Annotated in this window: 21 protein-coding genes, 2 tRNA genes and 3 rRNA genes; 9 read left to right on the top strand and 17 right to left on the bottom strand. The window is 56.9% G+C overall.

Annotated elements, in window-relative coordinates; all coding sequences use genetic code 11:
* Position 1: 1 nt before the first annotated feature.
* Both flgC and flgB read right to left on the bottom strand, forming a co-directional pair.
* Positions 2–412, bottom strand: coding sequence for a flagellar basal body rod protein FlgC (gene flgC, locus HXW73_RS00315; protein WP_186254389.1), 411 nt, complete (start codon positions 410–412; stop codon positions 2–4).
* 28 nt (positions 413–440) lie between these two features.
* Positions 441–875 (bottom strand): flagellar basal body rod protein FlgB, encoded by a 435-nt coding sequence (gene flgB / locus HXW73_RS00310; RefSeq protein WP_186254388.1) that lies wholly within the window; start codon positions 873–875, stop codon positions 441–443.
* A 184-nt stretch (positions 876–1,059) separates the two neighbouring features.
* Between flgB and flgA the strand changes: the two genes are divergently transcribed.
* The 4 genes from flgA to HXW73_RS00290 all read left to right on the top strand — a co-directional run bounded on the left by flgA (position 1,060) and on the right by HXW73_RS00290 (position 3,439).
* On the top strand, positions 1,060–1,791 hold the full coding sequence (flgA, locus tag HXW73_RS00305; RefSeq protein WP_186254387.1) for a flagellar basal body P-ring formation chaperone FlgA: 732 nt from the start codon (positions 1,060–1,062) through the stop codon (positions 1,789–1,791).
* Positions 1,792–1,878: 87 nt separating this feature from the next.
* On the top strand, positions 1,879–2,154 hold the full coding sequence (flgM, locus tag HXW73_RS00300; protein WP_186254386.1) for a flagellar biosynthesis anti-sigma factor FlgM: 276 nt from the start codon (positions 1,879–1,881) through the stop codon (positions 2,152–2,154).
* Positions 2,155–2,157: 3 nt separating this feature from the next.
* Positions 2,158–2,607 (top strand): flagella synthesis protein FlgN, encoded by a 450-nt coding sequence (locus HXW73_RS00295; RefSeq protein WP_186254385.1) that lies wholly within the window; start codon positions 2,158–2,160, stop codon positions 2,605–2,607.
* Positions 2,608–2,698: 91 nt separating this feature from the next.
* Complete coding sequence (locus HXW73_RS00290) at positions 2,699–3,439, top strand: SDR family NAD(P)-dependent oxidoreductase (protein ID WP_186254384.1); 741 nt, start codon at positions 2,699–2,701, stop codon at positions 3,437–3,439.
* A gap of 192 nt (positions 3,440–3,631) precedes the next feature.
* Here the strand turns inward: HXW73_RS00290 and rrf are convergent.
* Both rrf and HXW73_RS00280 read right to left on the bottom strand, forming a co-directional pair.
* Positions 3,632–3,747: ribosomal RNA gene (rrf, locus tag HXW73_RS00285) — 5S ribosomal RNA — on the bottom strand.
* Positions 3,748–3,875: 128 nt separating this feature from the next.
* Positions 3,876–6,767, bottom strand: a 23S ribosomal RNA gene (locus tag HXW73_RS00280).
* 20 nt (positions 6,768–6,787) lie between these two features.
* On the opposite strand from HXW73_RS00280, the gene HXW73_RS00275 reads away from it, so the two are divergent.
* On the top strand, positions 6,788–7,066 hold the full coding sequence (locus tag HXW73_RS00275) for a hypothetical protein (RefSeq protein ID WP_186252881.1): 279 nt from the start codon (positions 6,788–6,790) through the stop codon (positions 7,064–7,066).
* Here the strand turns inward: HXW73_RS00275 and HXW73_RS00270 are convergent.
* The 3 genes from HXW73_RS00270 to HXW73_RS00260 form a co-directional block, all read right to left on the bottom strand.
* Positions 7,037–7,112 (bottom strand) — tRNA-Ala (locus HXW73_RS00270). The genes HXW73_RS00275 and HXW73_RS00270 overlap by 30 nt on opposite strands.
* Positions 7,113–7,216: 104 nt before the next feature.
* Positions 7,217–7,293, bottom strand: a tRNA-Ile gene (locus tag HXW73_RS00265).
* Between the two features lie 85 nt (positions 7,294–7,378).
* A 16S ribosomal RNA gene (locus HXW73_RS00260) occupies positions 7,379–8,911 on the bottom strand.
* The 16S, 23S and 5S rRNA genes sit together here with 2 tRNA genes alongside, the layout of an rRNA operon.
* A 568-nt stretch (positions 8,912–9,479) precedes the next feature.
* On the opposite strand from HXW73_RS00260, the gene HXW73_RS00255 reads away from it, so the two are divergent.
* Positions 9,480–10,511, top strand: a complete 1,032-nt coding sequence (locus HXW73_RS00255) for an aspartate carbamoyltransferase (protein WP_186254383.1) — start codon at positions 9,480–9,482, stop codon at positions 10,509–10,511.
* Here HXW73_RS00255 and ruvX read toward each other — a convergent pair.
* The 7 genes from ruvX to HXW73_RS00220 all read right to left on the bottom strand — a co-directional run bounded on the left by ruvX (position 10,508) and on the right by HXW73_RS00220 (position 15,186).
* Entirely contained in the window at positions 10,508–10,963 is a 456-nt protein-coding gene (gene ruvX / locus HXW73_RS00250; protein WP_186254382.1) for a Holliday junction resolvase RuvX, read from the bottom strand. The genes HXW73_RS00255 and ruvX overlap by 4 nt on opposite strands.
* 12 nt (positions 10,964–10,975) lie before the next feature.
* Entirely contained in the window at positions 10,976–11,533 is a 558-nt protein-coding gene (locus HXW73_RS00245; RefSeq protein ID WP_186254381.1) for a YqgE/AlgH family protein, read from the bottom strand.
* 79 nt (positions 11,534–11,612) lie between these two features.
* Positions 11,613–12,572 carry a glutathione synthase gene (gene gshB, locus HXW73_RS00240; protein ID WP_186254380.1) on the bottom strand — a complete coding sequence of 320 codons (960 nt, stop codon included), beginning with the start codon at positions 12,570–12,572 and terminating at the stop codon, positions 11,613–11,615.
* 75 nt (positions 12,573–12,647) lie between these two features.
* A complete protein-coding gene (locus HXW73_RS00235) occupies positions 12,648–13,340 on the bottom strand; it encodes a CvfB family protein (protein ID WP_186254379.1) in 693 nt (230 codons plus the stop codon).
* Positions 13,341–13,418: 78 nt separating this feature from the next.
* On the bottom strand, positions 13,419–14,174 hold the full coding sequence (locus tag HXW73_RS00230; protein WP_186254378.1) for a 16S rRNA (uracil(1498)-N(3))-methyltransferase: 756 nt from the start codon (positions 14,172–14,174) through the stop codon (positions 13,419–13,421).
* A gap of 3 nt (positions 14,175–14,177) precedes the next feature.
* Positions 14,178–14,687 carry a protein-export chaperone SecB gene (gene secB, locus HXW73_RS00225; RefSeq protein ID WP_186254377.1) on the bottom strand — a complete coding sequence of 170 codons (510 nt, stop codon included), beginning with the start codon at positions 14,685–14,687 and terminating at the stop codon, positions 14,178–14,180.
* A gap of 76 nt (positions 14,688–14,763) precedes the next feature.
* On the bottom strand, positions 14,764–15,186 hold the full coding sequence (locus tag HXW73_RS00220; protein WP_186254376.1) for a rhodanese-like domain-containing protein: 423 nt from the start codon (positions 15,184–15,186) through the stop codon (positions 14,764–14,766).
* Between the two features lie 204 nt (positions 15,187–15,390).
* Here HXW73_RS00220 and gpmI point away from each other — a divergent pair, with 204 nt between their 5' ends.
* From gpmI to HXW73_RS00205, 3 genes are all read left to right on the top strand, one after another.
* Complete coding sequence (gene gpmI / locus HXW73_RS00215; protein WP_186254375.1) at positions 15,391–16,968, top strand: 2,3-bisphosphoglycerate-independent phosphoglycerate mutase; 1,578 nt, start codon at positions 15,391–15,393, stop codon at positions 16,966–16,968.
* A gap of 8 nt (positions 16,969–16,976) precedes the next feature.
* On the top strand, positions 16,977–18,113 hold the full coding sequence (locus HXW73_RS00210) for a murein hydrolase activator EnvC family protein (RefSeq protein WP_186254374.1): 1,137 nt from the start codon (positions 16,977–16,979) through the stop codon (positions 18,111–18,113).
* 76 nt (positions 18,114–18,189) lie between these two features.
* A complete protein-coding gene (locus HXW73_RS00205; RefSeq protein ID WP_186254373.1) occupies positions 18,190–19,509 on the top strand; it encodes a S41 family peptidase in 1,320 nt (439 codons plus the stop codon).
* Here the strand turns inward: HXW73_RS00205 and HXW73_RS00200 are convergent.
* The 3 genes from HXW73_RS00200 to pepP all read right to left on the bottom strand — a co-directional run bounded on the left by HXW73_RS00200 (position 19,506) and on the right by pepP (position 23,441).
* The gene (locus HXW73_RS00200) at positions 19,506–20,756 is read right to left on the bottom strand and encodes a UbiH/UbiF/VisC/COQ6 family ubiquinone biosynthesis hydroxylase (protein ID WP_186254372.1); all 1,251 of its coding nucleotides are present in this window, start codon (positions 20,754–20,756) and stop codon (positions 19,506–19,508) included. The two genes, HXW73_RS00205 and HXW73_RS00200, sit on opposite strands and share 4 nt — an antisense overlap.
* Before the next feature lie 45 nt (positions 20,757–20,801).
* Positions 20,802–22,019, bottom strand: coding sequence for a 2-octaprenyl-6-methoxyphenyl hydroxylase (gene ubiH / locus HXW73_RS00195; protein WP_186254371.1), 1,218 nt, complete (start codon positions 22,017–22,019; stop codon positions 20,802–20,804).
* 81 nt (positions 22,020–22,100) lie between these two features.
* Positions 22,101–23,441: a Xaa-Pro aminopeptidase gene (gene pepP / locus HXW73_RS00190; protein ID WP_186254370.1), complete on the bottom strand. Its 1,341-nt coding sequence runs from the start codon at positions 23,439–23,441 to the stop codon at positions 22,101–22,103.
* Between the last annotated feature and the right edge of the window lie 11 nt (positions 23,442–23,452).

The raw sequence follows: 23,452 nt of genomic DNA, 5'->3' as shown, positions 1-23,452 counted from the left end.
CTTACCCTTCACCCAGCGAGAGTGTTTGCATCATCATCTGTTTACTAGTGTTAAAGACCTCGACGTTGGCTTGATAAGAGCGTGAGGCTGAAATCATGTTGACCATTTCATGAACCGGCTCAACGTTGGGCTTGGCAACGTAGCCGTCCTCGTCTGCAGCAGGATGGTTGGGCATGTACTCAAGCCGTAGTGGCGAATCGTCCTCCACGACCTCGGTAGCACGTACCCCCCCCACGCCGTAGCGTGAATTATTGGCTTGTGATTCGAACATGACCTGCTTAGCCCGATACGTCTCACCGTCAGGGCCCGCCACGCTATCGGCATTGGCCATGTTGCTGGCGGTCACATTCATACGCTGCGACTGAGCACTCATGGCGGAACCTGCGATATCAAACGCAGAAAACATTGACATAACTACCTCCTAACCGTTTCGGGCCAGTTTATTCTGGCTGCATGGCCGTTTTTAGCCCTTGAATCCGGCTATTCATTATCGTGAGGCCCGCTTGATAGCGAACTGCATTGTCTGCGAACTGCGAACGCTCACGGTCCATTTCGACGGTGTTACCATCTAAGCTGGGCTGGCTGGGGGTCCGGTAAAGCAGATCCGCATTGTTGCCAGCAGCTCGCGCGGGCCCTTCGCCTGCAAGGTGGCGATCTGAGGTCCGCGACAACGCCAGTCCCCCGCCATCGTTGCCCTGTGCACGCTGACCACCGTCAACGGCTTTTTTCAATTCGCTTGCAAAGTCGATATCCCTGGCTTTGTAATTCGGGGTATCGGCATTGGCAATATTCGCCGCAAGCACTTCATGCCGCGCTTGACGCAGCCCCAGCGCTTGCTGGTGGTAATTCAAAGAAGCTTCTAATTGGTCGATCATGCCAACCCTCGCTTACTGAGAGGCAAAATAGGATTTGTTGATGATGAAGAATACGCCGACGCCTGTCAGCCTAAAGCATGGAACAACCTTCGTTTCACCCAGCATTTCTCGTGATAATCATCAGGCTTTTTCGTTAGAATCATAAATGGTTTATATCTGCCTCTTTTATTGAGCACCCTCCTCCATGCGTCAATCGTCGCTTAATTCTGCATCAAGCCCTCTACTGCGGTGGATGTGTCGCCTGCTGACGATCAGTCTGGCGGCATTGACTGCCCTATCTTTCGCTAATGCGTCAGACACCAAGCATGACGCGCTCATGGAAAGCGTGCATCAGTTCCTTTACCAAGAAACACAGGCACTGGGTAACGACGTGGTTATTAACCTGCGTCCGCCTTCACCCCACCTTTCCGTCTGCACTAACCCCGACCCATTCTTGACCAACCAGAATGAGGCGCCACTTGGGCGTGTTTCCGTGGGTGTTCGCTGCGGCACTGATAGCCAGCAAGTTCGCTATCTACAGGCAGAAGTCGACGTCATCGGCAGTTACATGGTTGCCGCCGTCGATATCGAACGCGGCCGTCAAATTACCCCTGACATGCTTGGCGAAAAAACCGGCAATTTAGGCGACTTATCCTCACGAGCTGTCACTCAACTTGATGACATCGTGGGTAAAGTCGCTCGCCAACCAATTGCTAACGGGACGACAATTCAATCACATTTTATTCAGGCGCCTCTTCTCATTGAACGAGGCCAGCGGGTTAAGGTCATAGCTGAAGGAGATTCTTTTCGCGTATCCCGCGAAGGGGAGGCTCTCAATAATGGCGCTATGGGCGAAGAAGTCAGGGTACGCTTTGGTTCTCGCGAGGTGATGTCTGCACGCGTAGTTGAACGCGGCACTCTGATGGTCGATTTTTAATTAAATAGCTAAAGTTTTACCCAGCGGCGCCGATAGTCCACGTAATCCGCGCACCGCGCTCTAAACGTTGACGATGAGGCACACAACGTGAAAATTGATAACGTCAATAATCCGCCACTTCGCTCCAATCATGCCCAGCAGCGTGATGAACCCCAGAAGGCGGGAAATTCAGCATCTACCACGACAGGTGCTGAAGCCAAGGGCTCAACACACATCAGCACGATGAGCGCCGATGAAACGCATGATATTGACAGTGCGAAGGTTGAAGATATTCGTGATGCGATTCGTGATGGCCGCCTAGAAATCCGAGCTGATCGTATTGCTGATGGCTTGATTGCCAATCTTCAAGAATCTCAGGAGTAATTTATGAGCCTCGCCAGCTTGTTGACTGATCAGCAGCAGCGCGTTGATGCGTTGATATCACTGCTGGGCAACGAGCAGACGCTGTTAACTCAGGGAGACATCGACGGCGATGCGCTGGCGGAGGTTGCTCATCAAAAACAGCAATTGTTGACTGAGCTTGAGCGTATTGAAACCCTTCGGCGCAGCGTACAAAAACGCCTAGGGTACGAGAGTGGTGCACAAGGCGCCAAGGCAGCCGCGCGTGATGCTGGCTGTACCGAAACCTGGAACCAGTTGCTTGAAAAAAGTGAACGCGCTGCCCGCATGAACGCGTTAACAGGTGAAATGCTTTCTCTACGCATGCAGCACAATCAAAAGATGCTCGATTATATTCGACAGATTGCCGAGAAGACGCTTTATAATCCGAATGGTCGTAACTCTGCCCAACCGGGTCGGATCAACGCTTCCGCCTGAACAAAGCTTATATAAAACCCTCTATTAGCTAGACAACTCTTCTGCAAAACACTTCAATGGGTAGCATGATATCCCTTTATGGAGTCGTTACATGCTTCCCTATCTGCCCGAAAAGTTTACCGCCGTTGTCATCGGCGCCAACGGTGGTATTGGCAACGCCATGGTTAATACGCTCCTCGCCAATAGCCAGGTAGGCACTATCATCGCGGTTAGCCGCTCTTCTTTTTTGCCAACACGCCCTAATGTGGAATCCGTGGCCGTCGATGTTTCGACATCTACTGGGCGTGAAGCGTTAGCGCAACACCTGGATGGTCGCCCCGTACACCTCTTCTTTAATGCAATGGGAATACTTCACGATACGGCAAGCAGCATCCAACCTGAAAAACGGCTTGAGCAGCTCAATGAAACCTCCATTGCCCATGTCATGCATATTAACGCGGTGACACCCGCGCTTTTGCTTTCGTCCTTGAAGCCGTGTTTACAAGGTAAGCATCCAACGATCATCGCCAGCCTCTCGGCTCGTGTAGGATCAATTGGCGATAACGGTTACGGGGGCTGGTATAGCTATCGAGCCAGTAAAGCGGCTCACAATATGCTGATGAAAACAGCGGCTATCGAGCTGTCACGGCTTAACAAGCAGTCTATCGTGTTATGCCTGCACCCTGGCACTACCGACACAGCGCTATCCGAGCCCTTTCAAGCGCGCGTGCCCTCCGAGAAGTTATTCAACCCCACCTTTGTTGCCGAGCAACTGATCAGTGTAATGGCCAAGCGCACACCTGAGGACACCGGCAGTTTCTGGGACTGGGCAGGCGAACCCATTGAATGGTGATTGCTTTCCTTCCACGCAAGCAAAAGCCCCCGAGCACACTATGCTCGGGGGCTTTTACGGTATAGGTGCCTGACTATGATCCGGCCGGCGCTCCGGGGGCCGGCCATCCGGAGGGCGGCTCTCCGCTATTCTCCATGGGAGACCCCTAAACAAAAAACCCAGCCGGGTGGCTGGGTTTTCTGCGGTATAGGTGCCTGACGATGACCTACTCTCGCATGGGGAGACCCCACACTACCATCGGCGCGAAGCGGTTTCACTGCTGAGTTCGGCAAGGGATCAGGTGGTTCACGCTTGCTATGGTCGTCAGGCGTAACTTTAAATGGATATCATGCTGTGTTTTGTGTGCGTCTCTTACCAAGCCCTGTGTCTTAAACAGTCGGCTCAGCGCGCGTATCCGGTTCTCGTTATCATCACGACCAGACCCCTTGGGTGTTATAGGGTCAAGCCTCACGGGCCATTAGTACACGTTAGCTCAACGCCTTGCAGCGCGTCCACACCGTGCCTATCAACCAGCTGGTCTCGCTGGGCCCTTCAGGAGGCTCTAGGCCTCAGGGATGTCTCATCTTGAAGGGGGCTTCCCGCTTAGATGCTTTCAGCGGTTATCCCGTCCGCACATAGCTACCCGGCAATGCCACTGGCGTGACAACCGGAACACCAGAGGTGCGTCCACTCCGGTCCTCTCGTACTAGGAGCAGCCCTTCTCAAACATCCAACGCCCACGGCAGATAGGGACCGAACTGTCTCACGACGTTCTAAACCCAGCTCGCGTACCACTTTAAATGGCGAACAGCCATACCCTTGGGACCGACTTCAGCCCCAGGATGTGATGAGCCGACATCGAGGTGCCAAACACCGCCGTCGATGTGAACTCTTGGGCGGTATCAGCCTGTTATCCCCGGAGTACCTTTTATCCGTTGAGCGATGGCCCTTCCATACAGAACCACCGGATCACTAGAACCTGCTTTCGCACCTGCTCGACGTGTCTGTCTCGCAGTCAAGCACCCTTATGCTCTTGCACTCATTGCACGATGTCCGACCGTGCTGAGGGTACCTTCGTGCTCCTCCGTTACGCTTTGGGAGGAGACCGCCCCAGTCAAACTACCCACCACACACTGTCCTCGATCCGGATAACGGACCTGAGTGAGAACGCCAATGATGCCAGGCTGGTATTTCAAGGTTGGCTCCACTCGAACTGGCGTCCGGGTTTCTAAGCCTCCCAGCTATCCTACACAGGCAACATCAGCGTCCAGTGTGAAGCTATAGTAAAGGTTCACGGGGTCTTTCCGTCTAGCCGCGGGTACACCGCATCTTCACGGCGATTTCAATTTCACTGAGTCTCGGGTGGAGACAGCGTGGCCATCATTACGCCATTCGTGCAGGTCGGAACTTACCCGACAAGGAATTTCGCTACCTTAGGACCGTTATAGTTACGGCCGCCGTTTACCGGGGCTTCAATCAAGAGCTTCGCCTTGCGGCTAACACCATCATTTAACCTTCCGGCACCGGGCAGGCGTCACACCCTATACGTCCGCTTACGCGTTAGCAGAGTGCTGTGTTTTTACTAAACAGTTGCAGCCACCTGGTATCTTCGACCGGTTCTCGCTTAAGCCGCGAGGGCTCTCACAATATGCCGGCGTGCCTTCTCCCGAAGTTACGGCACCATTTTGCCTAGTTCCTTCACCCGAGTTCTCTCAAGCGCCTTGGGATTCTCACCCTGACCACCTGTGTCGGTTTGGGGTACGGTCGCACATGATCTGAAGCTTAGAGGCTTTTCCTGGAAGCGTGGCATCGATGACTTCAACACCGTGGTGTCTTCGTCTCGTCTCTCGGCCTTGAGCGCCCGGATTTACCTGAGCCCTCAGCCTACCGACTTTCACCAGGGCTACCAACGCCTGGCTCACCTAGCCTTCTTCGTCCCCCCATCGCAATCATGTCCGGTACGGGAATATTGACCCGTTTCCCATCGACTACGCCTTTCGGCCTCGCCTTAGGGGCCGACTCACTCTGCTCCGATTAGCGTCGAACAGAAACCCTTGGTCTTCCGGCGAGGGAGTTTTTCACTCCCTTTATCGTTACTCATGTCAGCATTCGCACTCGTGATACCTCCAGCGAACTTCTCAATTCACCTTCATCGGCGTACACGACGCTCCTCTACCGCTCATTCCGAAGAATGAACCCGTAGCTTCGGTACCTGGTTTAGCCCCGTTACATCTTCCGCGCAGGCCGACTCGACTAGTGAGCTATTACGCTTTCTTTAAAGGATGGCTGCTTCTAAGCCAACCTCCTAGCTGTCTGAGCCTTCCCACATCGTTTCCCACTTAACCAGGATTTCGGGACCTTAGCTGACGGTCTGGGTTGTTTCCCTTTTCACAACGGACGTTAGCACCCGCTGTGTGTCTCCCACGCTCGCACTCACCGGTATTCGGAGTTTGCCTCGGGTTGGTAAGTCGGGATGACCCCCTAGCCGAAACAGTGCTCTACCCCCGGCGGTGATACGTGAGGCGCTACCTAAATAGCTTTCGAGGAGAACCAGCTATCTCCGAGCTTGATTAGCCTTTCACTCCGATCCACAAGTCATCCAAATCTTTTTCAACAGATCCTGGTTCGGGCCTCCAATTGATGTTACTCAATCTTCACCCTGCTCATGGATAGATCGCTCGGTTTCGGGTCTATATCCAGCGACTGTGTCGCCCAGTTAAGACTCGGTTTCCCTACGGCTCCCCTATACGGTTAACCTCGCCACTGAATATAAGTCGCTGACCCATTATACAAAAGGTACGCAGTCACAGAACAAGTCTGCTCCTACTGCTTGTACGCACACGGTTTCAGGATCTATTTCACTCCCCTCTCCGGGGTTCTTTTCGCCTTTCCCTCACGGTACTGGTTCACTATCGGTCAGCCAGGAGTATTTAGCCTTGGAGGATGGTCCCCCCGTCTTCAGTCAAGGTTTCTCGTGCCCCGACCTACTCGATTTCACATGATCAGATTTTCGACTACGGGGCTATCACCCGCTACGGCCAAGGTTCCCACCTTGTTCGTCTAATCAGTCACATGCTTAAGGGCTGATCCCCGTTCGCTCGCCGCTACTGGGGGAATCTCGGTTGATTTCTTTTCCTCAGGGTACTTAGATGTTTCAGTTCCCCTGGTTCGCCTCCCCCACCTATAGATTCAGTGGGGGATACTCATCTGATGATGAGTGGGTTTCCCCATTCAGAAATGCCCGGGTCACAGGTTGTTTGCCACCTCGCCGAGCCTTATCGCAGGCTTCCACGTCTTTCATCGCCTCTGGCTGCCTAGGCATCCACCGTGTGCGCTTCATTGCTTGACCCTATAACCCGAAGGGGTCTGGTGTCTCGCAATGATAACGATTGCCGGATACGCTTGAGACGTATCACAAAACAATTACGTATGAACGTTTCAAAAAACGTTCATGTCAGCATGATATACATTGTTAAAGAGCGTTTAGAGCTGGAAGCCCTAAGCTGGAAGCTTAAAGAGAAAACCTTCTCCCAAACACCTAGCTTAAAACTTCGTCAAGACGGTTTTGATGTCGTTCAAGTCGGGCTTTTTCTTCAAGCTTTCAACTTCAAGCTTGAGTGGTGGAGCCAAGCGGGATCGAACCGCTGACCTCCTGCGTGCAAGGCAGGCGCTCTCCCAGCTGAGCTATGGCCCCATCTATCAACACTTGCCTCTGGGTAATTTGTGTGAGACTAGGCGCTTCAGTGCGACGCATAGCCTGCTATGCGAGTAGTGAAGCAACGACGTATCACGCAAATTTGGTGGGTCTGGGCAGACTTGAACTGCCGACCTCACCCTTATCAGGGGTGCGCTCTAACCAACTGAGCTACAGACCCAAGAGGGCTAATGCTTAAACCGTTTGCTCTATCACGTGATCAGGTAATTCATTGTGAGCGCTTACCGCGAGGATGATGCATCGTTTAAGGAGGTGATCCAGCCGCAGGTTCCCCTACGGCTACCTTGTTACGACTTCACCCCAGTCATGAACCACACCGTGGTGATCGCCCTCCAAAGTTAGGCTAACCACTTCTGGTGCAGTCCACTCCCATGGTGTGACGGGCGGTGTGTACAAGGCCCGGGAACGTATTCACCGTGACATTCTGATTCACGATTACTAGCGATTCCGACTTCACGGAGTCGAGTTGCAGACTCCGATCCGGACTGAGACCGGCTTTAAGGGATTCGCTGACTCTCGCGAGCTCGCTGCCCTTTGTACCGGCCATTGTAGCACGTGTGTAGCCCTACCCGTAAGGGCCATGATGACTTGACGTCGTCCCCACCTTCCTCCGGTTTGTCACCGGCAGTCTCCTTAGAGTTCCCGCCATTACGCGCTGGCAAATAAGGACAAGGGTTGCGCTCGTTACGGGACTTAACCCAACATTTCACAACACGAGCTGACGACAGCCATGCAGCACCTGTCTCTGCGCTCCCGAAGGCACCAAGTGATCTCTCACAAGTTCGCAGGATGTCAAGGGTAGGTAAGGTTCTTCGCGTTGCATCGAATTAAACCACATGCTCCACCGCTTGTGCGGGCCCCCGTCAATTCATTTGAGTTTTAACCTTGCGGCCGTACTCCCCAGGCGGTCGACTTATCGCGTTAACTTCGCCACAAAGTGCGCTAGGCACCCAACGGCTGGTCGACATCGTTTACGGCGTGGACTACCAGGGTATCTAATCCTGTTTGCTACCCACGCTTTCGCACCTCAGTGTCAGTGTCAGTCCAGAAGGCCGCCTTCGCCACTGGTATTCCTCCCGATCTCTACGCATTTCACCGCTACACCGGGAATTCTACCTTCCTCTCCTGCACTCTAGCCTCATAGTTCCGGATGCCGTTCCCAGGTTGAGCCCGGGGCTTTCACAACCGGCTTATCAAGCCACCTACGCGCGCTTTACGCCCAGTAATTCCGATTAACGCTTGCACCCTCCGTATTACCGCGGCTGCTGGCACGGAGTTAGCCGGTGCTTCTTCTGCGAGTGATGTCTTTCCTGCCGGGTATTAACCGACAGGCGTTCTTCCTCGCTGAAAGTGCTTTACAACCCGAGGGCCTTCTTCACACACGCGGCATGGCTGGATCAGGGTTGCCCCCATTGTCCAATATTCCCCACTGCTGCCTCCCGTAGGAGTTCGGGCCGTGTCTCAGTCCCGATGTGGCTGATCATCCTCTCAGACCAGCTACGGATCGTCGCCTTGGTGAGCCATTACCTCACCAACCAGCTAATCCGACATAGGCTCATCCAATAGCGGGAGCCGAAGCCCCCTTTCTCCCGTAGGACGTATGCGGTATTAGCCTGGGTTTCCCCAGGTTATCCCCCACTACCGGGTAGATTCCTATGCGTTACTCACCCGTCCGCCGCTCGACGCCTCCTAGCAAGCTAGGATCGTTTCCGCTCGACTTGCATGTGTTAGGCCTGCCGCCAGCGTTCAATCTGAGCCATGATCAAACTCTTCAGTTTACAATCATTGTGGTTCTTACTTGTCGCCCGAAAGCAACAAAAGCGAACCAAACTTGGCTCAAGGTTCAAACGAATTCATTCAAACTTTCGTCTTCATGACCGCTTGCCTTGATATTTGGTGATTTATCACCCTCATCGGCAAGCGCCCACATGAATTACCTGATCACATTATTAAAGAGCGTTTCGCTGTGCTGTCTAACTGACCGAAGTCAGTGGCATACAACCGGCCAAGCGTTGAACTGTTTGGCCTCAGCGAGGAAGACGTATTCTACCGACTTCCTTGTGGTTGTCAATGACTGGTTGGCGAAACTTGATGCGACGTGACACAACCTATTGATCACACTCGCTTGCCTAACCAACTGACAAACCTGGGTTTTTACACCTCAATCACCGCTGGTGACGCTCTGCGTCCCCGGCAGCGGATGCGTACTTTACGGCCTCAGCAGCCGCTTGACAAGAGGTTATGCGAAAAAGTTTTATGGCTAGACACTATCTACCGTGAAAGCGCTTCGGCGACAGCCCAATTGGCGGTTACACTAGCAGCACTACTTTATTGCCGAGGTCCGTGATGAGCCAGCGTCAGCATCTATTAACTGTCGATTCATTAAACCGCGAAAGCGTTGACCATTTGCTGCGTGTCGCCGCGCGCATGGAACCAATTGCCCAGCGTCGCCAGGTTACCCGCGTTTTGGAGGGGGCGGTTCTCGGCAACCTTTTTTTTGAGGCCAGTACGCGTACCCGCGTTAGCTTCAATGCCGCCTTCTGCCGTTTGGGCGGCAGCGTGTGCGACACCACCGGCTTTACCTTTTCATCGATGGCCAAGGGGGAGTCGCTGTACGACACCAGTCGCGTGATGAGCGGCTACTGCGACGCCATTGTCATGCGTCACCCTGATCAAGGTTCAGTCGCTGAGTTTGCCGCGGCGACAAATGTTCCTGTCATCAATGGCGGCGACGGCCCAGGGGAGCACCCCAGCCAGGCGCTACTGGATCTCTACACCATTGATAAAGAATTTCAGCGCCTGGGTAAATCACTGGAGGGTGCGCATATACTGCTCACCGGTGATTTAAAGTACGGTCGTACCGTTCACTCACTGATCAAGCTCTTGTCGCTCTATGGACCACTGCGCATTACGCTGGTGTCACCACCAGGGCTCGAGATGCCATCAACGCTGATTGATAAGGTAACGTCTCGCGGCCACCGCATTGAGCAGCGCAACTCGCTGGCCAGCGACTTCTCGGATCTGGACGTGGTATACACCACGCGTATTCAGAAGGAACGCTTTACCGACGAGATGAACGAGAGTTTTCAGGGGCTTTCCGATGACTTCATGGTTAACCGGGACTTCCTCGATCAACGCTGCAACGAAAACACCATTGTCATGCACCCACTACCTCGCGATAGCCGCCCGGGGGCAAATGACTTGAACGTGGATCTAAACGGCGACCCACGGCTGGCCATTTTCCGCCAAACCGATAACGGGATTCCCATGCGCATGGCAATCTTCGCAACGCTACTTGAGGTTGACGAACTGGTTGAAAAGGAAATGCAGCCCGTACGCTGGTTTGTACCCGCCCAGACCGGTACGCTCGACCGTTAGCGAGATACGCGCCCGCCAGGGAGTCCTTCCTGGTGGGCAAACCAGCCCTCCAGAATAATCACCGCGGCAATACCATCGACACTCTCTTCACGGTAATTGCCGCGATGACCCGCCGCGAGGGCGATCTGTTTCGCTTCCCGGGTAGAGCCGCGCTCGTCGACCATTTCGCAGGGTTTACCAAAGCGCCCGTGAAGTCGATTACCGAACTTGCGCGCGCGAACACTCATGGCCGACTCGGTGCCATCCATATTGAGCGGCAAGCCGACGACAAACAGATCGGGCTGCCACTCTTTGACGAGGCGCGTCACTAGGTCCCAGTCGGGAATACCGTCACGCGCGGTGAGTGGAGCAAGCTCTCGGGCACTGTTCAACAACTCATTGCCGACGGCCACGCCGATGCGCCGGGTACCAAAATCAAACGCCAGCACAAGGCGCTGACCGTTTTCAGCCATTACGCTCGACCATTAGGCATGACCTGCATCGCGGGTCATCAGATTAAGATCTACCCCGAGAATACCTGCCGCCGCGGCGAGTCGTTCGGCAGGCGGCGTATCAAATAGCACCGACGCCTCACCTTCCACCGTCAGCCAGGCGTTTTCCTTTAATTCTTCTTCAAGCTGACCCACTTCCCAGCCAGCACAACCCAGGCAGACCAGGAACTGTTCAGGGCCTTCACCGTTCGCCAATGCCTGCAAGATATCCATCGACGTCGTGAGTGAAATGTTGTCTTCGACCTGAAGGCTGGAATCCCATGCCTGACTATCACCCGTATGCAGAATAAAACCGCGGTCTTTATGCATCGGCCCACCGTAATACACCGGCGAGTTGCGGTAGGGGCTATGATCTCCCCCTAATTCCAGTTGCTCGAAGAGCGCGTCGAGGGTGATCTCCAAGGGGCGGTTGGCAATCACGCCCATGCAACCATTGTGGTCATGATCACACAGGTAGATAAGGCTTCCCGCAAAATTGGGATCGTCTTGGTGCGGCATCGCCATCAAAAAATGATGCTTTAAACTTTGCATGCGTCTCCTGCGGCCAGCTGACAACATCAGCCAGCCTAAAAATCAGTAAATAAGTCGCGACAGAGCGATAAAGAGCCGCTTAAGCGGCAAGGCGGCGTTCTATGGCGTCCAGCAGCAATCCTGCGATATCCGTACCGCGCTGATCGTCGATTTCGCGCACGCAGGTGGGGCTTGTCACGTTAATCTCTGTAATATAATCGCCGATCACATCCAGACCGACGAACATCAATCCTTTTTCGCGGATCATGGGCTGCACTTGTTCAACAAGCCACTGGTCTCGGCGGGTCAGCTCGCGACTCACGCCGCGCCCACCGGCGGCCAGATTGCCGCGCGTCTCCCCCGCTGAAGGGATGCGCGCCAGACCATAAGGTACCGGCTCGCCATCGACCAGCAAAATCCGCGTGTCACCTTCCTTGATAGCGGGCAGATAGCGCTGCGCCATGATCTGGCGCTGGCCACGCAGGGTCAGCTGCTCGATCACAGCACCGATGTTGCGCCCCTCGGGACCAATGTGAAAGATACCGGTACCGCCCATGCCATCCAGCGGTTTGAAGATGACATCACCGTGCTCGGCGTGAAAAGCACGCAGCACATCGGCCCGGCTGGCCACCAGCGTAGGCGCGCAACACTGCGGAAACTGCTGGGCAAACAGCTTCTCATTACACTGCAACAGGGCGCCCGTTGGATTGACAATCAACACACCCTCTCGTTCAGCAAAGCCGAGTAGATGAACCGCATTGGTAAAATCCGCATCCACCGGGGGATCTTTGCGCATCAGCACCGCGTCAAGCTCATCAAGCGGTCGGGCAGACGGCTCCCCCAGTTCATACCAATGTGCAGGGTCTCGATACACCGTCAGCGGTCGCATGCGCGCGTATGCCTGCCCTGCATTCAAGAAAAGATCTTCCTGCTCCATGTAGTGCAGCGTATAGCCGCGGTCCTGGGCCGCCCATAGCATCGCCATGGTGGTATCTTTCTTGTAAGCGATGTCGCTGATGGGATCCATCACGACACCAAGGTGCAAGGTTGACTGACTCATCGAACGCTATCCATACATGAACATATAAGGGGGCAGTATGCCGCACTGCTTCTCAGGCTCCAACCGCGAGCCGTGTTACTCGCTAAGCGCACCGGGTACTAGGCGTATGGCATTGGGCTCAAGGGTAATCAGCTGTTGCTTGTAAAGTCGCCCAATCGCCTGCTTGTAGGCACTCTTGCTCACACCCAGCCGCGCCTTGATATCGTGAGCGGTACTCTTGTCCCCTAAGGCCAGGTAGCCGCCGCTCTCGCGCAGCGCCTGGAGCACTTGATCGCCTACCACGTCCAGGCGGGCAGCGCCTGGCGGCAGCAGCGAAATATCCACGCGTCCATCTTCACGGCGTTGCTTGACATACCCCGTTAACGACTGGCCACGCCGCAGCGGCTGGCTGATATCGTCCTGATAGATCAACCCCCAATAACGGTGATTGACGACGACCTTCATGCCCAGGTCGGTGCGGTCAGCCACCACCACGGCCACTTGGTCACCGGTATCCAGCGCCCAGGCGTCGTCGGTTAAAAAACGATCAAGACGCATGGTCGCCACCGGCCGCCCCTGGTCGTCGCTATACAGCATGACCAGCACGCGTTTGCCAGGGTCGGGGCGAAAACGCTGCTCGCTGTAGGGCAATAGCACATCCTTGGATGGCCCCCAGCGCAAAAAGGCACCGGTATTGTTCACGGCGGTAACGGTTAAGTACGCCACTTCGCCCAGTTGAGCGGAAGCATCGCTGGCGGGTCGGGTGGAAGAGTGAGGCTCACGGACCATGGGTGCCGTCCTTACAATAAATAGGATTTCATTATGGGGGCTTGGTAACGTAAGACAAAATGGTAGATAAAGGAGGGCTTACAAATCGCCGAAGTAATGCTGCAGAAGGGTTAACGCCACCACCGGTGCCGTCTCCGTACGCAAAACCCGCGGGCCGAGTGTTAGCGGTGTAAAGGCAGCATTTTGGGCAGCATCAATATCACTCTCGCTCAAACCACCTTCCGGGCCGATAAGCAGAGCAGCCGAAGTGGGGCGATCTTGGCGATCGAAGGCATGGCCAGTCGCTAGGTGCAGCATTAAACGCAGCGGTTCCTGACGTGCCTCAAGCCATGCCTTGAGAGTAATGGGCGGATTGACCGGCGGCACGAACGCACGCCCGCTTTGCTCACAGGCGCTGGCCGCCACCGCCTGCCAATGAGCCAGTTTTTTGGCTTCCCGGTCGCTTTTAAGGCGCACATCGCCCCGCTCGGTATACAGCGGCGTAATGGCCGACACGCCAAGTTCGACGGTTTTCTGAATGGCATAGTCCATTCGGTCGCCTTTGGATATCGCCTGGCCTAAGTGCACGGCCAGCGGCGATTCGCCATTACCCGGCCAAACCGCCTCAACACACACCGTTGCCTGCTTGCGGCCTACGGCGATAAGGCGCACACCCGCCTCCTGGCCATGCCCATCGAACAGTACCAGGGGCGAGCCTTCGCCCAACCGCAGCACCCGCGTCACATGCCGCGCGGGGCCTTCCGGCAGCACCACCTCATCGCCTGGGCGAAACACCCCGGGGACATAAAGGCGCGGCATTTTCCCATGCCGGGCGAACCAGTCGGCAGCCAACATCGCTTAGTGCGTATTCTCTTCAGCCTGGTCGGCTTGTTGTTTCTCGCGTTGCTTGCGCTGTGCGTACATCGCTTCAAAATTTACCGGCGCCAGCATCAGCGGCGGGAAGCCACCACGGTTGACCAGGTTATCCACGCATTCACGGGCATAGGGGAACAGCAGGTTTGGGCAGAAAGCCCCCAGGGTTTGATCAAGCTGGGCACCTTCGATACCGGCAATGCGGAACAGGCCTGCCTGCTCAACTTCCGCCAAAAAGGAAGTCGTGCCAGTTTCTTTATCGTTAACCTGCGCCGTCACTTTAACGACCACTTCGTACTGATCATCGGCAATTTTAGTGCTGCTGGTATTGAGGTCGAGGTTGACCTTGGGCTTGAATGCGTCCTTGAACACCGACGGCGAATTGGGCGCTTCAAACGAAATATCTTTTACGTAAATGCGTTGCAGCGAAAATTTGAGCTGCGGTTTGTCGTCGGCTTGCGCGCCAGCCTGCGGGGTGTTGTTATCTTCCGCCATGGGAGAACTCCTCGTTGTTGATGCAATCGTCAATTCAATCGTTGATGCAATAAATGAAGTGCGTGTCTAGCTAGACCTATTTTTTAACCACTGGAAGGCCATCGGCCTGCCACTGCGCCATGCCGCCTTTTAATTTAAAGGCGCGTTCAAAACCTGCCTTGGCAAGCTTCGCCTGGGCAGCACCTGAGCTTTGTCCGTGTTTACACACCACAATGACCGGCTTGTCTTTCACTTTATTAAGCTCATTCATGCGGCTATCAAGGCTGCTCTGGGGAATATTGCGCGCACCGGCGATATGCCCCGTTTTGAAGTCTTTACTTTCACGGATATCCACTACAACGGCATCTTCACGGTTAATGAGCTGCGTGGCCTCGGTGGCCGTTAGCGCATTGGTTGAGGCGCTGCGTGTTTCATACACAATCCACGCAATCAGCGCCAGCACAAACGCCCCCACCAATAGGGGATGATTCATTACGAATTCGAACAGCTGATCGATCATTGCGACACAATCTCTTGGTCAATACGGAAAAAAAGCGGCGTTGTCACCATTAAAACGCGACAAGTATACACGTCTGACGGCAGCGCGCGCAGGCCCGAGCCATGACGCTTAGCCACTGGCTGCGTTATGATGCCCCAAGCATGCGTTAGCCGCGACCCCGATCTGCCCAACGTCGTTCGGTTTGCCACTTATTAGGAGAATTTAATGGACACTGCAAGCACTCCCCGCCCCGTCGCGTTGATTATTTTAGATGGCTACGGCCATAACCCCGACAGTGCGCACAATGCGGTGGCCGCCGCCAACACCCCGGTAATGGATAAACTCTGGGCTGACCGGCCGCATGCCTTTGTTCACACCGATGGGCGCCACGTCGGGCTACCTGACGGGCAAATGGGCAACTCCGAAGTAGGCCACATGAACCTGGGCGCCGGGCGCATTGTTTACCAGGACTTTACTCGCATCACCAAAGCGATTGAAGACGGCGACCTGGACACCATCGAGGTGCTCACCCAGCCCATCGACGAGGCAGTGGCCAACGGACGCCCCGTACACCTACTGGGTCTGCTCTCGCCCGGCGGCGTTCACAGTCACGAGGACCACTTTATTGCCATGGCGGAACTGGCGGCCCGTCGCGGAGCCCAGCGTATCTATGTGCACGCCTTCCTGGACGGCCGGGATATGCCGCCACAAAGTGCGCTGCGCTCCATAGAACGCGCCAACGCCCGCCTGGCTGAACTGGTAGGCGCCGATAACGGCTTTGTTGCCTCGATTATCGGTCGCTTTTACGCCATGGATCGCGACAACCGCTGGGAGCGTGTTGAGCAAGCCTACCGCCTGCTCACTGACGGCCACGCCGATTACTATGCCACCAGCGCTGAAACGGCGTTGCGTGATGCCTACGAGCGTGGTGAAACCGATGAATTTGTGGCCGCCAGCAGTGTTCCGCTGGGCGACGGCTACAATGATCAGGCCATCACATTACAGGATGGCGACGCGGCAATTTTCCTTAACTTCCGATCGGACCGGGCTCGCGAACTGACCCGCGCCTTAGTCGAGCCTGACTTCAATGGTTTCGAGCGGCGCGCTTGCCCCAAACTCGCGGGAGATGGGCTGGTCATGATGACCCAATATGCCGCCGATATTCCCGCGCCGGCCGCCTTCCCGCCCTCGGATCTCAACGACACTCTGGGTGAAGTGGTGGCCCAACGCGGTTTGAAACAGCTGCGCATTGCCGAAACTGAAAAATACCCCCACGTCACTTTCTTCTTTTCGGGCGGCAATGAAGCCGAGTATGAAGGCGAAGAGCGCATTCTCGTCCCCTCACCGCGGGACGTGAAAACCTACGACGAAAAGCCTGAAATGAGCGCCGTCGAGATTACCGACAAGTTGGTTGAGGCCATTGATAGCGGCCGCTTCGACCTGATGGTATGCAACTACGCCAACGGCGACATGGTGGGCCACACCGGTGACTTTGACGCCGCGGTAAAAGCCATCGAAACCGTCGATACCTGTGCAGGTCGAGTGGTCGAGGCCATTGAGCGCGCAGGCGGGGCCTGCCTGATTACCGCTGATCATGGCAACGCCGAGCAGATGGTTCATCCCGAGACCGGCGCACCGCAAACCGCTCACACCACCTTTATGGTGCCGCTGGTTTACGTGGGGGAACGCTCAGGGACGCTGGAGGATGGTCGGCTGTGTGATCTTGCCCCGACGCTTTTGCGCATGATGAATCAAGAGGTGCCTCAAGCGATGACCGGCCACCCATTGATCACCTTCGGTTAATCCGCTTCATGCGACGACTTGTCGGCATAGCGGCTGGGGTAGCGCTGTTATACGCCACACATGGCGCTGCCCAGCCCAGCGAAACCCAGGCGCGCCAGCAGCTGGATAACCTTGGCCAGGCGATCGAGGCGCTTTCCGAGCGCTTGAGCGAAACCAATGAAGCTCGCGAGGGGGCCAAACGCGAGCTGCGCGAGGTCGAAACCGAGCTCGCCGAGACCCACCAGCGTCTCGACCAGTTGCAAAGCGAGCGCCGCAAGCTCAATGAGGAAACCGATCAGCTTCGCACGCATCGCGACCGCCTTGAGGCAGACCGCGAGGCTCAATCAGCCGCCCTCGGCCAACAGCTGGCAGCGCTTTATCGGTTGGGGCCAACCCCCCAACTCAAACTGCTATTGAATCAGGGTGACCCAGCCGAACTTGACCGCATGCAGGCTTACTTGAATCGGCTGACCGAGGCGCGTCAGCAGCGTATGGCCGAGATAGCCCGGCTGGATAGTGCGCTTGCCGACACCCAACAAGCACTTGCCGAGCGCCAGGACCGACTGGACACCCTGTCCGAAGAATTGGAAGCCGAAAGTGCACGGCTCGCCGAACGCACCCAGGAACGTCGCGGCGTCGTGGACAACCTCGATGACCGCTATGGCAGCGAAGCCGCGCGTCTGGCCGACCTGAATGATGACCGCGAGCAGGCCGAACAGCGACTGCGCGAGATTCAGGCCGAACTGGCCCGCCTTGACGAGCCTACGCCGACGACCCATATTGCCCGTACTCAAGGGGATTTGCCCTGGCCGGTCCAGGGCGATATCACGGCGGCTTTTCAACGCCGTGATGGTGTCCATTATAACGGCATTGTCATTCAGGCCTCGGCAGGCACCTCGGTTAGCGCGGTGCACCCCGGCCGTGTGGTGTTTGCCGACTGGATGCGTGGGTTTGGCAATTTATTGATTATCGACCACGGTGATCAAATCATGACGCTATACGCCCACCTGCAGCAGTTCACCGCGCGACCGGGTCAGCAGATCGAGCGCGGCGACGAGATTGGCCGGGTTGGCGATAGCGGCGGCCAGTCACGTAGCGCGCTCTACTTTGAAGTTCGCAGTCGTGGTGAACCAATTAACCCGCAACGTTGGATTGCACGCCGCTGACGGGATAAGCTGGGTCATTCTTGTTGTCATTGGGGTAGCGGCGCGCGCTGCCCACCTATCGCTTCGCGGAGTCTGCATGACGCTATCTGTTACCGAGGGATCGGCCCCTGTCAAACGCCTCTTGGCAACCCTGCTCCCTATCGCTTTACTTTCGGTCCCGTTACCGCTGCTGGCTCAGCCCAGTAGTGACAACTCTGGGACGGTTGATAGCGTCAGCGATGATCTGCCGCTTGAAGAAATTCAGACGTTTGCCGAGGTGTTTGAGCGCATCAAGCGCGCCTATGTCGAAGACGTCGAAGACCGCACTCTGCTGCGCAACGCCATGCGCGGCATGCTGAGTGAGCTGGACCCTCACTCAGCCTATCTGGATAAAGAGGAATATCAAAGCCTGCGCGAATCCACCGAAGGCGAGTTCGGCGGGATCGGCATCGAAGTGGGCATGGAAAACGGTCAGCTCATGATCATTACCCCGATCGACGACACCCCGGCCTCAGAGGCGGGGCTGATGTCCCGGGATATCATCATCAGTATCGAGGGCACCCCCACCGAAGGCATGTCACTGCAGGAAGCCGTCACCTTGATGCGTGGCGAACCCGATACGACACTGGACATTTCCGTGCTCCGCGCGGGCGAGGAATCACCCCGTGAGTTCACGCTTACCCGCGAGATTATCCGCAGTGAAAGCGTCAAGCACGAGTTACTGGAAACCGGCTATGGCTATTTACGCATCAGCCAGTTCCAGTCGCGTACGCCTGAGCAGGCGAAACAAGCTTTGGAACGCATGGGCCGTGAACAGCCGTTGGACGGTCTGGTGCTCGATTTACGTAATAACCCCGGTGGGGTTTTACAGGCAGCCGTCGGCGTGGCAGACCTATTCCTGGACGAGGGACTGATTGTCTACACCGAGGGCCGCATTCCCGACAACGAGCTTTCTTTCTCCGCCTCGGCTGATACGCCAGCAAATGATGTGCCGCTCGTCGTGCTGATCAACAGCGGTAGCGCCTCCGCCGCCGAGATCGTCGCCGGCGCTCTCCAGGACCAGCGTCGCGGCGTGATCATGGGCACCGATAGCTTCGGCAAGGGGTCGGTACAGCAGATCATGCCGCTAGGCAATGGTGAGGGTCTGAAGCTCACCACGGCGCTTTACTACACCCCAGAAGGCCGCTCCATTCAGGCCCAGGGCATCGAACCCGATGTTAATGTGGTTCGCGGGCGCCTGGAAGTCGCCGAAGGACGGCGCGAAATCCGCGAGGCCGACCTCGAAGGCCATTTGCGCTCCCAACAGGCCCCACGTGACCAAGAAGAAGTGTCACAGCGCCTGCGCGAAGACTACCAGCTAGGCGAAGCGCTTAACCTGCTCAAAGCGCTGAACGTGGTCGACCGCCGCCGCAATTAACGGCACGTCATCGGCAAGCGGCCGCGTTCACCGGTGGCTTGCCGCATCACGGTGCGCTTGAGCGGGGTGAGCCGGTGCAAGCCGTTCATGCCCAGATTACGCACCAGCGTCAGCGCCGGATCATGGCTGCCGAACAGAGTTTTAAAGCCTTTCATTAATGCCAGCATGGCGCGATTATCACCGCGCCGGCGGCGTGCATAGCGACTCAAGGTGCTGAGTTCGCCCCACGGCGCGCCCCGCCGCCAGGCCAAGGTGACCTCGTCGGCCAAAACGGCAGCATCCATCAACCCCAGGTTGGCACCCTGCCCAGCCAGGGGATGAAGGCTATGGGCCGCATCGCCCACCAGCGCAAAATGCGGCTGCACGTAATCGACCGCATGGCGTTGCACTAACGCAAATCGATACGCTTGATCGCAGGCGCTCACCGCTCCCATGCGCTCCCCCAGGGCGTTGCCCAGGGCCTCACCCAGCGCCTCTCGGGAGAGCTGGCACAGCACTTCGGCATGGTCGGGGGTGGTCGACCACACAATCGAGCAGTAGTGGGCGTCGCCCTCCACCGTCAGCGGCAAGAATGCCAACGGACACCCGTCGATAAAGGCTTGCCGCGCGGTATCGCCATGGGTATGGTCGCAGCGCACCGTGGTGACGACCGCCTCCTGGCCCATCGCCTCGCTGACCACGTCGATGCCCGCCATATCGCGCAAGACCGAACGCGCGCCGTCCGCCGCAACGACCAGCGGTGCATGCAGCGACTGGCCATTCGCCAAGCCCAGCCGACGCCCCGATGCTGTAGACGTCAGGGTGTCGACCGGCGCATCAAAAAACGTACTAACCCGGCCCTGGTCTTGAAGCTTTGCGTGCAACGCCGATAACGTCACGTCGTTCTCGACGATATGCCCCAGCACCGACACCCCCGCTTCGTCGGCGGAAAAGCCAATCTCACCGCTGCCCTCGGCGTCCCACACCTGCATATAACGATAAGGGGTCACACGGGCATTAACCATTAACGGCCAGGCCCCCATATGGGTTAACAGGCGTTGCGAGACCGGCGTCAGAGCACTCACCCGGGGTGACGGAAGACGACCCACCTCATGTAGTGCAGGCCGCGCATTGGCTTCCACCAATGCCACTCGCATGCCCGCATCGGCAAGCAGCCAGCTCAGCGTGGAGCCCACCATGCCTGCGCCGACCACGATGGCGTCGAAGCCGTTCTCCGCCGGTGCATCTGACTCATTGGACGTCTGCATAACACTCCTTTTGTTGGCTTCCTTCCTGCATAACCCCTGGAGCACTCAACGTTCCAGCCCCATCGCCCTGCGTGCCAGGCCTTTACGTAATGGCCCAACGATATTGAGCCCCACCAGGCCGGCGGCTCTGGCGTGGGGCAAAAGCGGTAAGTTCATGCCAAACAGACGAATAAGACCGTCGCTAAAACGAATCACGTTGGCTCGGTCCTGCGCGCGCTGGCGCTCGAACGTCTGAAGCGTGGTCATGTCACCCAATGGCCGCCTCGCCAACTCGCCTTGCTCAAGCGCCTCGACCAGGTCCATCACCCCGCGTAGGGCCAGATTAAAGCCTTGGCCGGCCACCGGGTGCAGCGCATGGGCCGCATTGCCCAGCACCGCTAGACCGGGGCGGACAGGCTCTTCGGCAGTGATTAAGGCCAAGGGATAGCTGTGGCGCTGGCCCACCTGCGTAAAGCGCCCGACCCTGTCGCCAAAGGCGGCCTGGAGCTGCGCCAGGAAGTCTCCGTCCGATAGTTCCAGGCGCGCTTGTTCATGCCCGGTGGTATGCGTCCAGATCAGCTCCATCGCCTGCCCTGGCAAGGGTAACAGGGCGATTGGCCCGGCCCGGGTAAATCGCTCGTAGGCCACGCCCTGGTGTGGCTGGCTGACGCCCACATGGGTAATCAACGCCGTTTGCTGATAGGCCTCGCGGCGACTGCCAATGCCAAGCTGTTCCTTTAATCCCGACCGTCCACCGTCCGCCAGCACTGTCAGGGCACCGTGAAGGCGGCTACCATCAGACAGCATCAAATCGTGCCCTTGGGGCGTCGGCGTGATGCTTTCAACCTTGGCGGGGCAGTGCCATTCAAGGGGTAATGTACTCAGCCGCTGATGCAGCACGCGCCCCATCCAGGCATTGGGAATCACGTGCCCCAGCGCATCGACGCCAAGCTCGTCGGCATTGAGCCGGGTTGCCCCCAGCCGCCCCCGCTCACTGATGTGGATACGCTTGATGGGCGTTGCCTCGGTTTGCATAGCTTCCCATACGCCCAGTTGGCGAAAGCGCTGGGCCGAACCTTCCGCAATGGCACTGGCGCGAGCGTCGAAACTGGGTTGCCAGGCCTCATCGAGCGATTTCGCCGGTAACGGTGCCGCTTCAATAATAGCGACTTTCCAGCCATAACGCTCAATCAAAGGCGCAAGGGCGCAGCCCAGACTTGCGCCAACTAACCCGCCCCCGACAATCACAATGTCATGGGTTACCGTTTGCCCAGACGCTTGCATTGGCTCTACTCCCGCTGGTGACAACGCTCTTAAGAACAGCGCTTATTGCGTAACGTAAATTACATAATGCGCCGCTTTGACTTAATCAGGCGCCATGAGTGCTTCAATTTCGGCTACCCGTTTAGGAACCTGGTTAGTCAGCACCTCATGCCCCTGGGCGGTGACCACCACGTCATCTTCGATACGGATGCCGATGCCCCGGTACGCGGCCGGAATGTCCGCTTCATCGGGAATATAAAGTCCCGGCTCAACGGTCAGCACCATGCCGGGCTCAAGTGAGCGCGGAGTTTCTTCGTCCAAGCGATAGGCACCTACATCGTGCACATCCAGCCCCAGCCAGTGCGACGTCGAATGCAGATAAAACCGCCGGTAGCGCTGCTCGTCGATGCAGGTTTGCAGATCGCCTTCCAGCAGGCCAAGTTCAATCAACCCAGTGGTCAAATCGGTCACAACGCCCTGATGGATCGCGGCGAGGGTGGTGCCGGGCTGAACAGCCTCGACGGCCCGCTCCTGGGCATCAAGCACCACCTGATAAAGCGCTCGCTGGGCATCGCTGAAGCGTCCGGATACCGGGAAAGTGCGGGTAATATCCCCCGCGTAAAGCGCGACTTCAGCACCGGCATCGATCAACACCAGATCACCGTCAACCAGCGATGCGCTGTTCTCAATGTAGTGCAATACGCAAGCATTGGCTCCGCCTCCGACAATCGTGCTGTAAGCCGGCCCGCTACCACCCTGCCAGACAAACTCATGCTCCAGCTCAGCCTGAAGCTGGTACTCGCTCAACCCAGGGCGCGCCACCCGCATGGCACGCACATGCGCACGGGCCGAGATTGCCGCAGCGTGCCTTAACAGGGCGATTTCTGTCTCGCTCTTGATCTGACGCATGGCATGTATCAGCGAACTAATATCCATCCAGCCTTTCAGCATGGGATGACCGCGACGTTGGCCCGCCTTGGCCTGGGACAGGGCATCTCCGGCAATGTCGAGAGCGTCGTCCTGATCAAGCGGTAAATAGAGCCACTCACGACCCGCCAACAGTTCGAGCAACTTTGTCTCGCGCTCGGCGTTCTCGAACGCCTGGTCGATGCCATACGCTGTCACGACCCCCTGAGCGCCCAACCGCCGCCCGGTCCAAGCTTCCATGGTGGGGTCACGGTCCTGGCAGAACACCACGCTTTGCCCTGCCTCGCGCTCGGGTAACAGAACCAACAGGGCATCCGGCTCGCTAATGCCGGTCAGGTAGTAGAAATCGCTGCTTTGCCGGAACGCATACTCACTGTCATGAGAACGCGTTACCAACGACGCGCCGGGCACAATAACGGCGGCATTCGGCGGTAGTTGGGCCATGAGGGTCTCGCGCCGCTGGTGGTATTCCGCCAACGAGATAGCCGGAGGGCGAGGCAGTACATCAGGCAACATAGCGTTTTCCC

It is taken from the genome of Halomonas sp. SH5A2, from assembly GCF_014263395.1.
GTDB lineage: Bacteria > Pseudomonadota > Gammaproteobacteria > Pseudomonadales > Halomonadaceae > Vreelandella.
Note: the sequence above shows the minus strand (reverse complement) of the source record. Positions and strands in the feature narration are given on the sequence as shown.

Excerpts from the sequence above, each read along its gene's own strand:
- flgC (WP_186254389.1), bottom strand. The coding sequence starts at position 412 with ATGTCAATGTTTTCTGCGTTTGATATCGCAGGTTCCGCCATGAGTGCT.
- flgB (WP_186254388.1), bottom strand. The coding sequence starts at position 875 with ATGATCGACCAATTAGAAGCTTCTTTGAATTACCACCAGCAAGCGCTG.
- flgA (WP_186254387.1), top strand. The coding sequence starts at position 1,060 with ATGCGTCAATCGTCGCTTAATTCTGCATCAAGCCCTCTACTGCGGTGG.
- HXW73_RS00295 (WP_186254385.1), top strand. The coding sequence starts at position 2,158 with ATGAGCCTCGCCAGCTTGTTGACTGATCAGCAGCAGCGCGTTGATGCG.
- HXW73_RS00290 (WP_186254384.1), top strand. The coding sequence starts at position 2,699 with ATGCTTCCCTATCTGCCCGAAAAGTTTACCGCCGTTGTCATCGGCGCC.
- HXW73_RS00255 (WP_186254383.1), top strand. The coding sequence starts at position 9,480 with ATGAGCCAGCGTCAGCATCTATTAACTGTCGATTCATTAAACCGCGAA.
- ruvX (WP_186254382.1), bottom strand. The coding sequence starts at position 10,963 with ATGGCTGAAAACGGTCAGCGCCTTGTGCTGGCGTTTGATTTTGGTACC.
- HXW73_RS00245 (WP_186254381.1), bottom strand. The coding sequence starts at position 11,533 with ATGCAAAGTTTAAAGCATCATTTTTTGATGGCGATGCCGCACCAAGAC.
- gshB (WP_186254380.1), bottom strand. The coding sequence starts at position 12,572 with ATGAGTCAGTCAACCTTGCACCTTGGTGTCGTGATGGATCCCATCAGC.
- HXW73_RS00235 (WP_186254379.1), bottom strand. The coding sequence starts at position 13,340 with ATGGTCCGTGAGCCTCACTCTTCCACCCGACCCGCCAGCGATGCTTCC.
- HXW73_RS00230 (WP_186254378.1), bottom strand. The coding sequence starts at position 14,174 with ATGTTGGCTGCCGACTGGTTCGCCCGGCATGGGAAAATGCCGCGCCTT.
- secB (WP_186254377.1), bottom strand. The coding sequence starts at position 14,687 with ATGGCGGAAGATAACAACACCCCGCAGGCTGGCGCGCAAGCCGACGAC.
- HXW73_RS00220 (WP_186254376.1), bottom strand. The coding sequence starts at position 15,186 with ATGATCGATCAGCTGTTCGAATTCGTAATGAATCATCCCCTATTGGTG.
- gpmI (WP_186254375.1), top strand. The coding sequence starts at position 15,391 with ATGGACACTGCAAGCACTCCCCGCCCCGTCGCGTTGATTATTTTAGAT.
- HXW73_RS00210 (WP_186254374.1), top strand. The coding sequence starts at position 16,977 with ATGCGACGACTTGTCGGCATAGCGGCTGGGGTAGCGCTGTTATACGCC.
- HXW73_RS00205 (WP_186254373.1), top strand. The coding sequence starts at position 18,190 with ATGACGCTATCTGTTACCGAGGGATCGGCCCCTGTCAAACGCCTCTTG.
- HXW73_RS00200 (WP_186254372.1), bottom strand. The coding sequence starts at position 20,756 with ATGCAGACGTCCAATGAGTCAGATGCACCGGCGGAGAACGGCTTCGAC.
- ubiH (WP_186254371.1), bottom strand. The coding sequence starts at position 22,019 with ATGCAAGCGTCTGGGCAAACGGTAACCCATGACATTGTGATTGTCGGG.
- pepP (WP_186254370.1), bottom strand. The coding sequence starts at position 23,441 with ATGTTGCCTGATGTACTGCCTCGCCCTCCGGCTATCTCGTTGGCGGAA.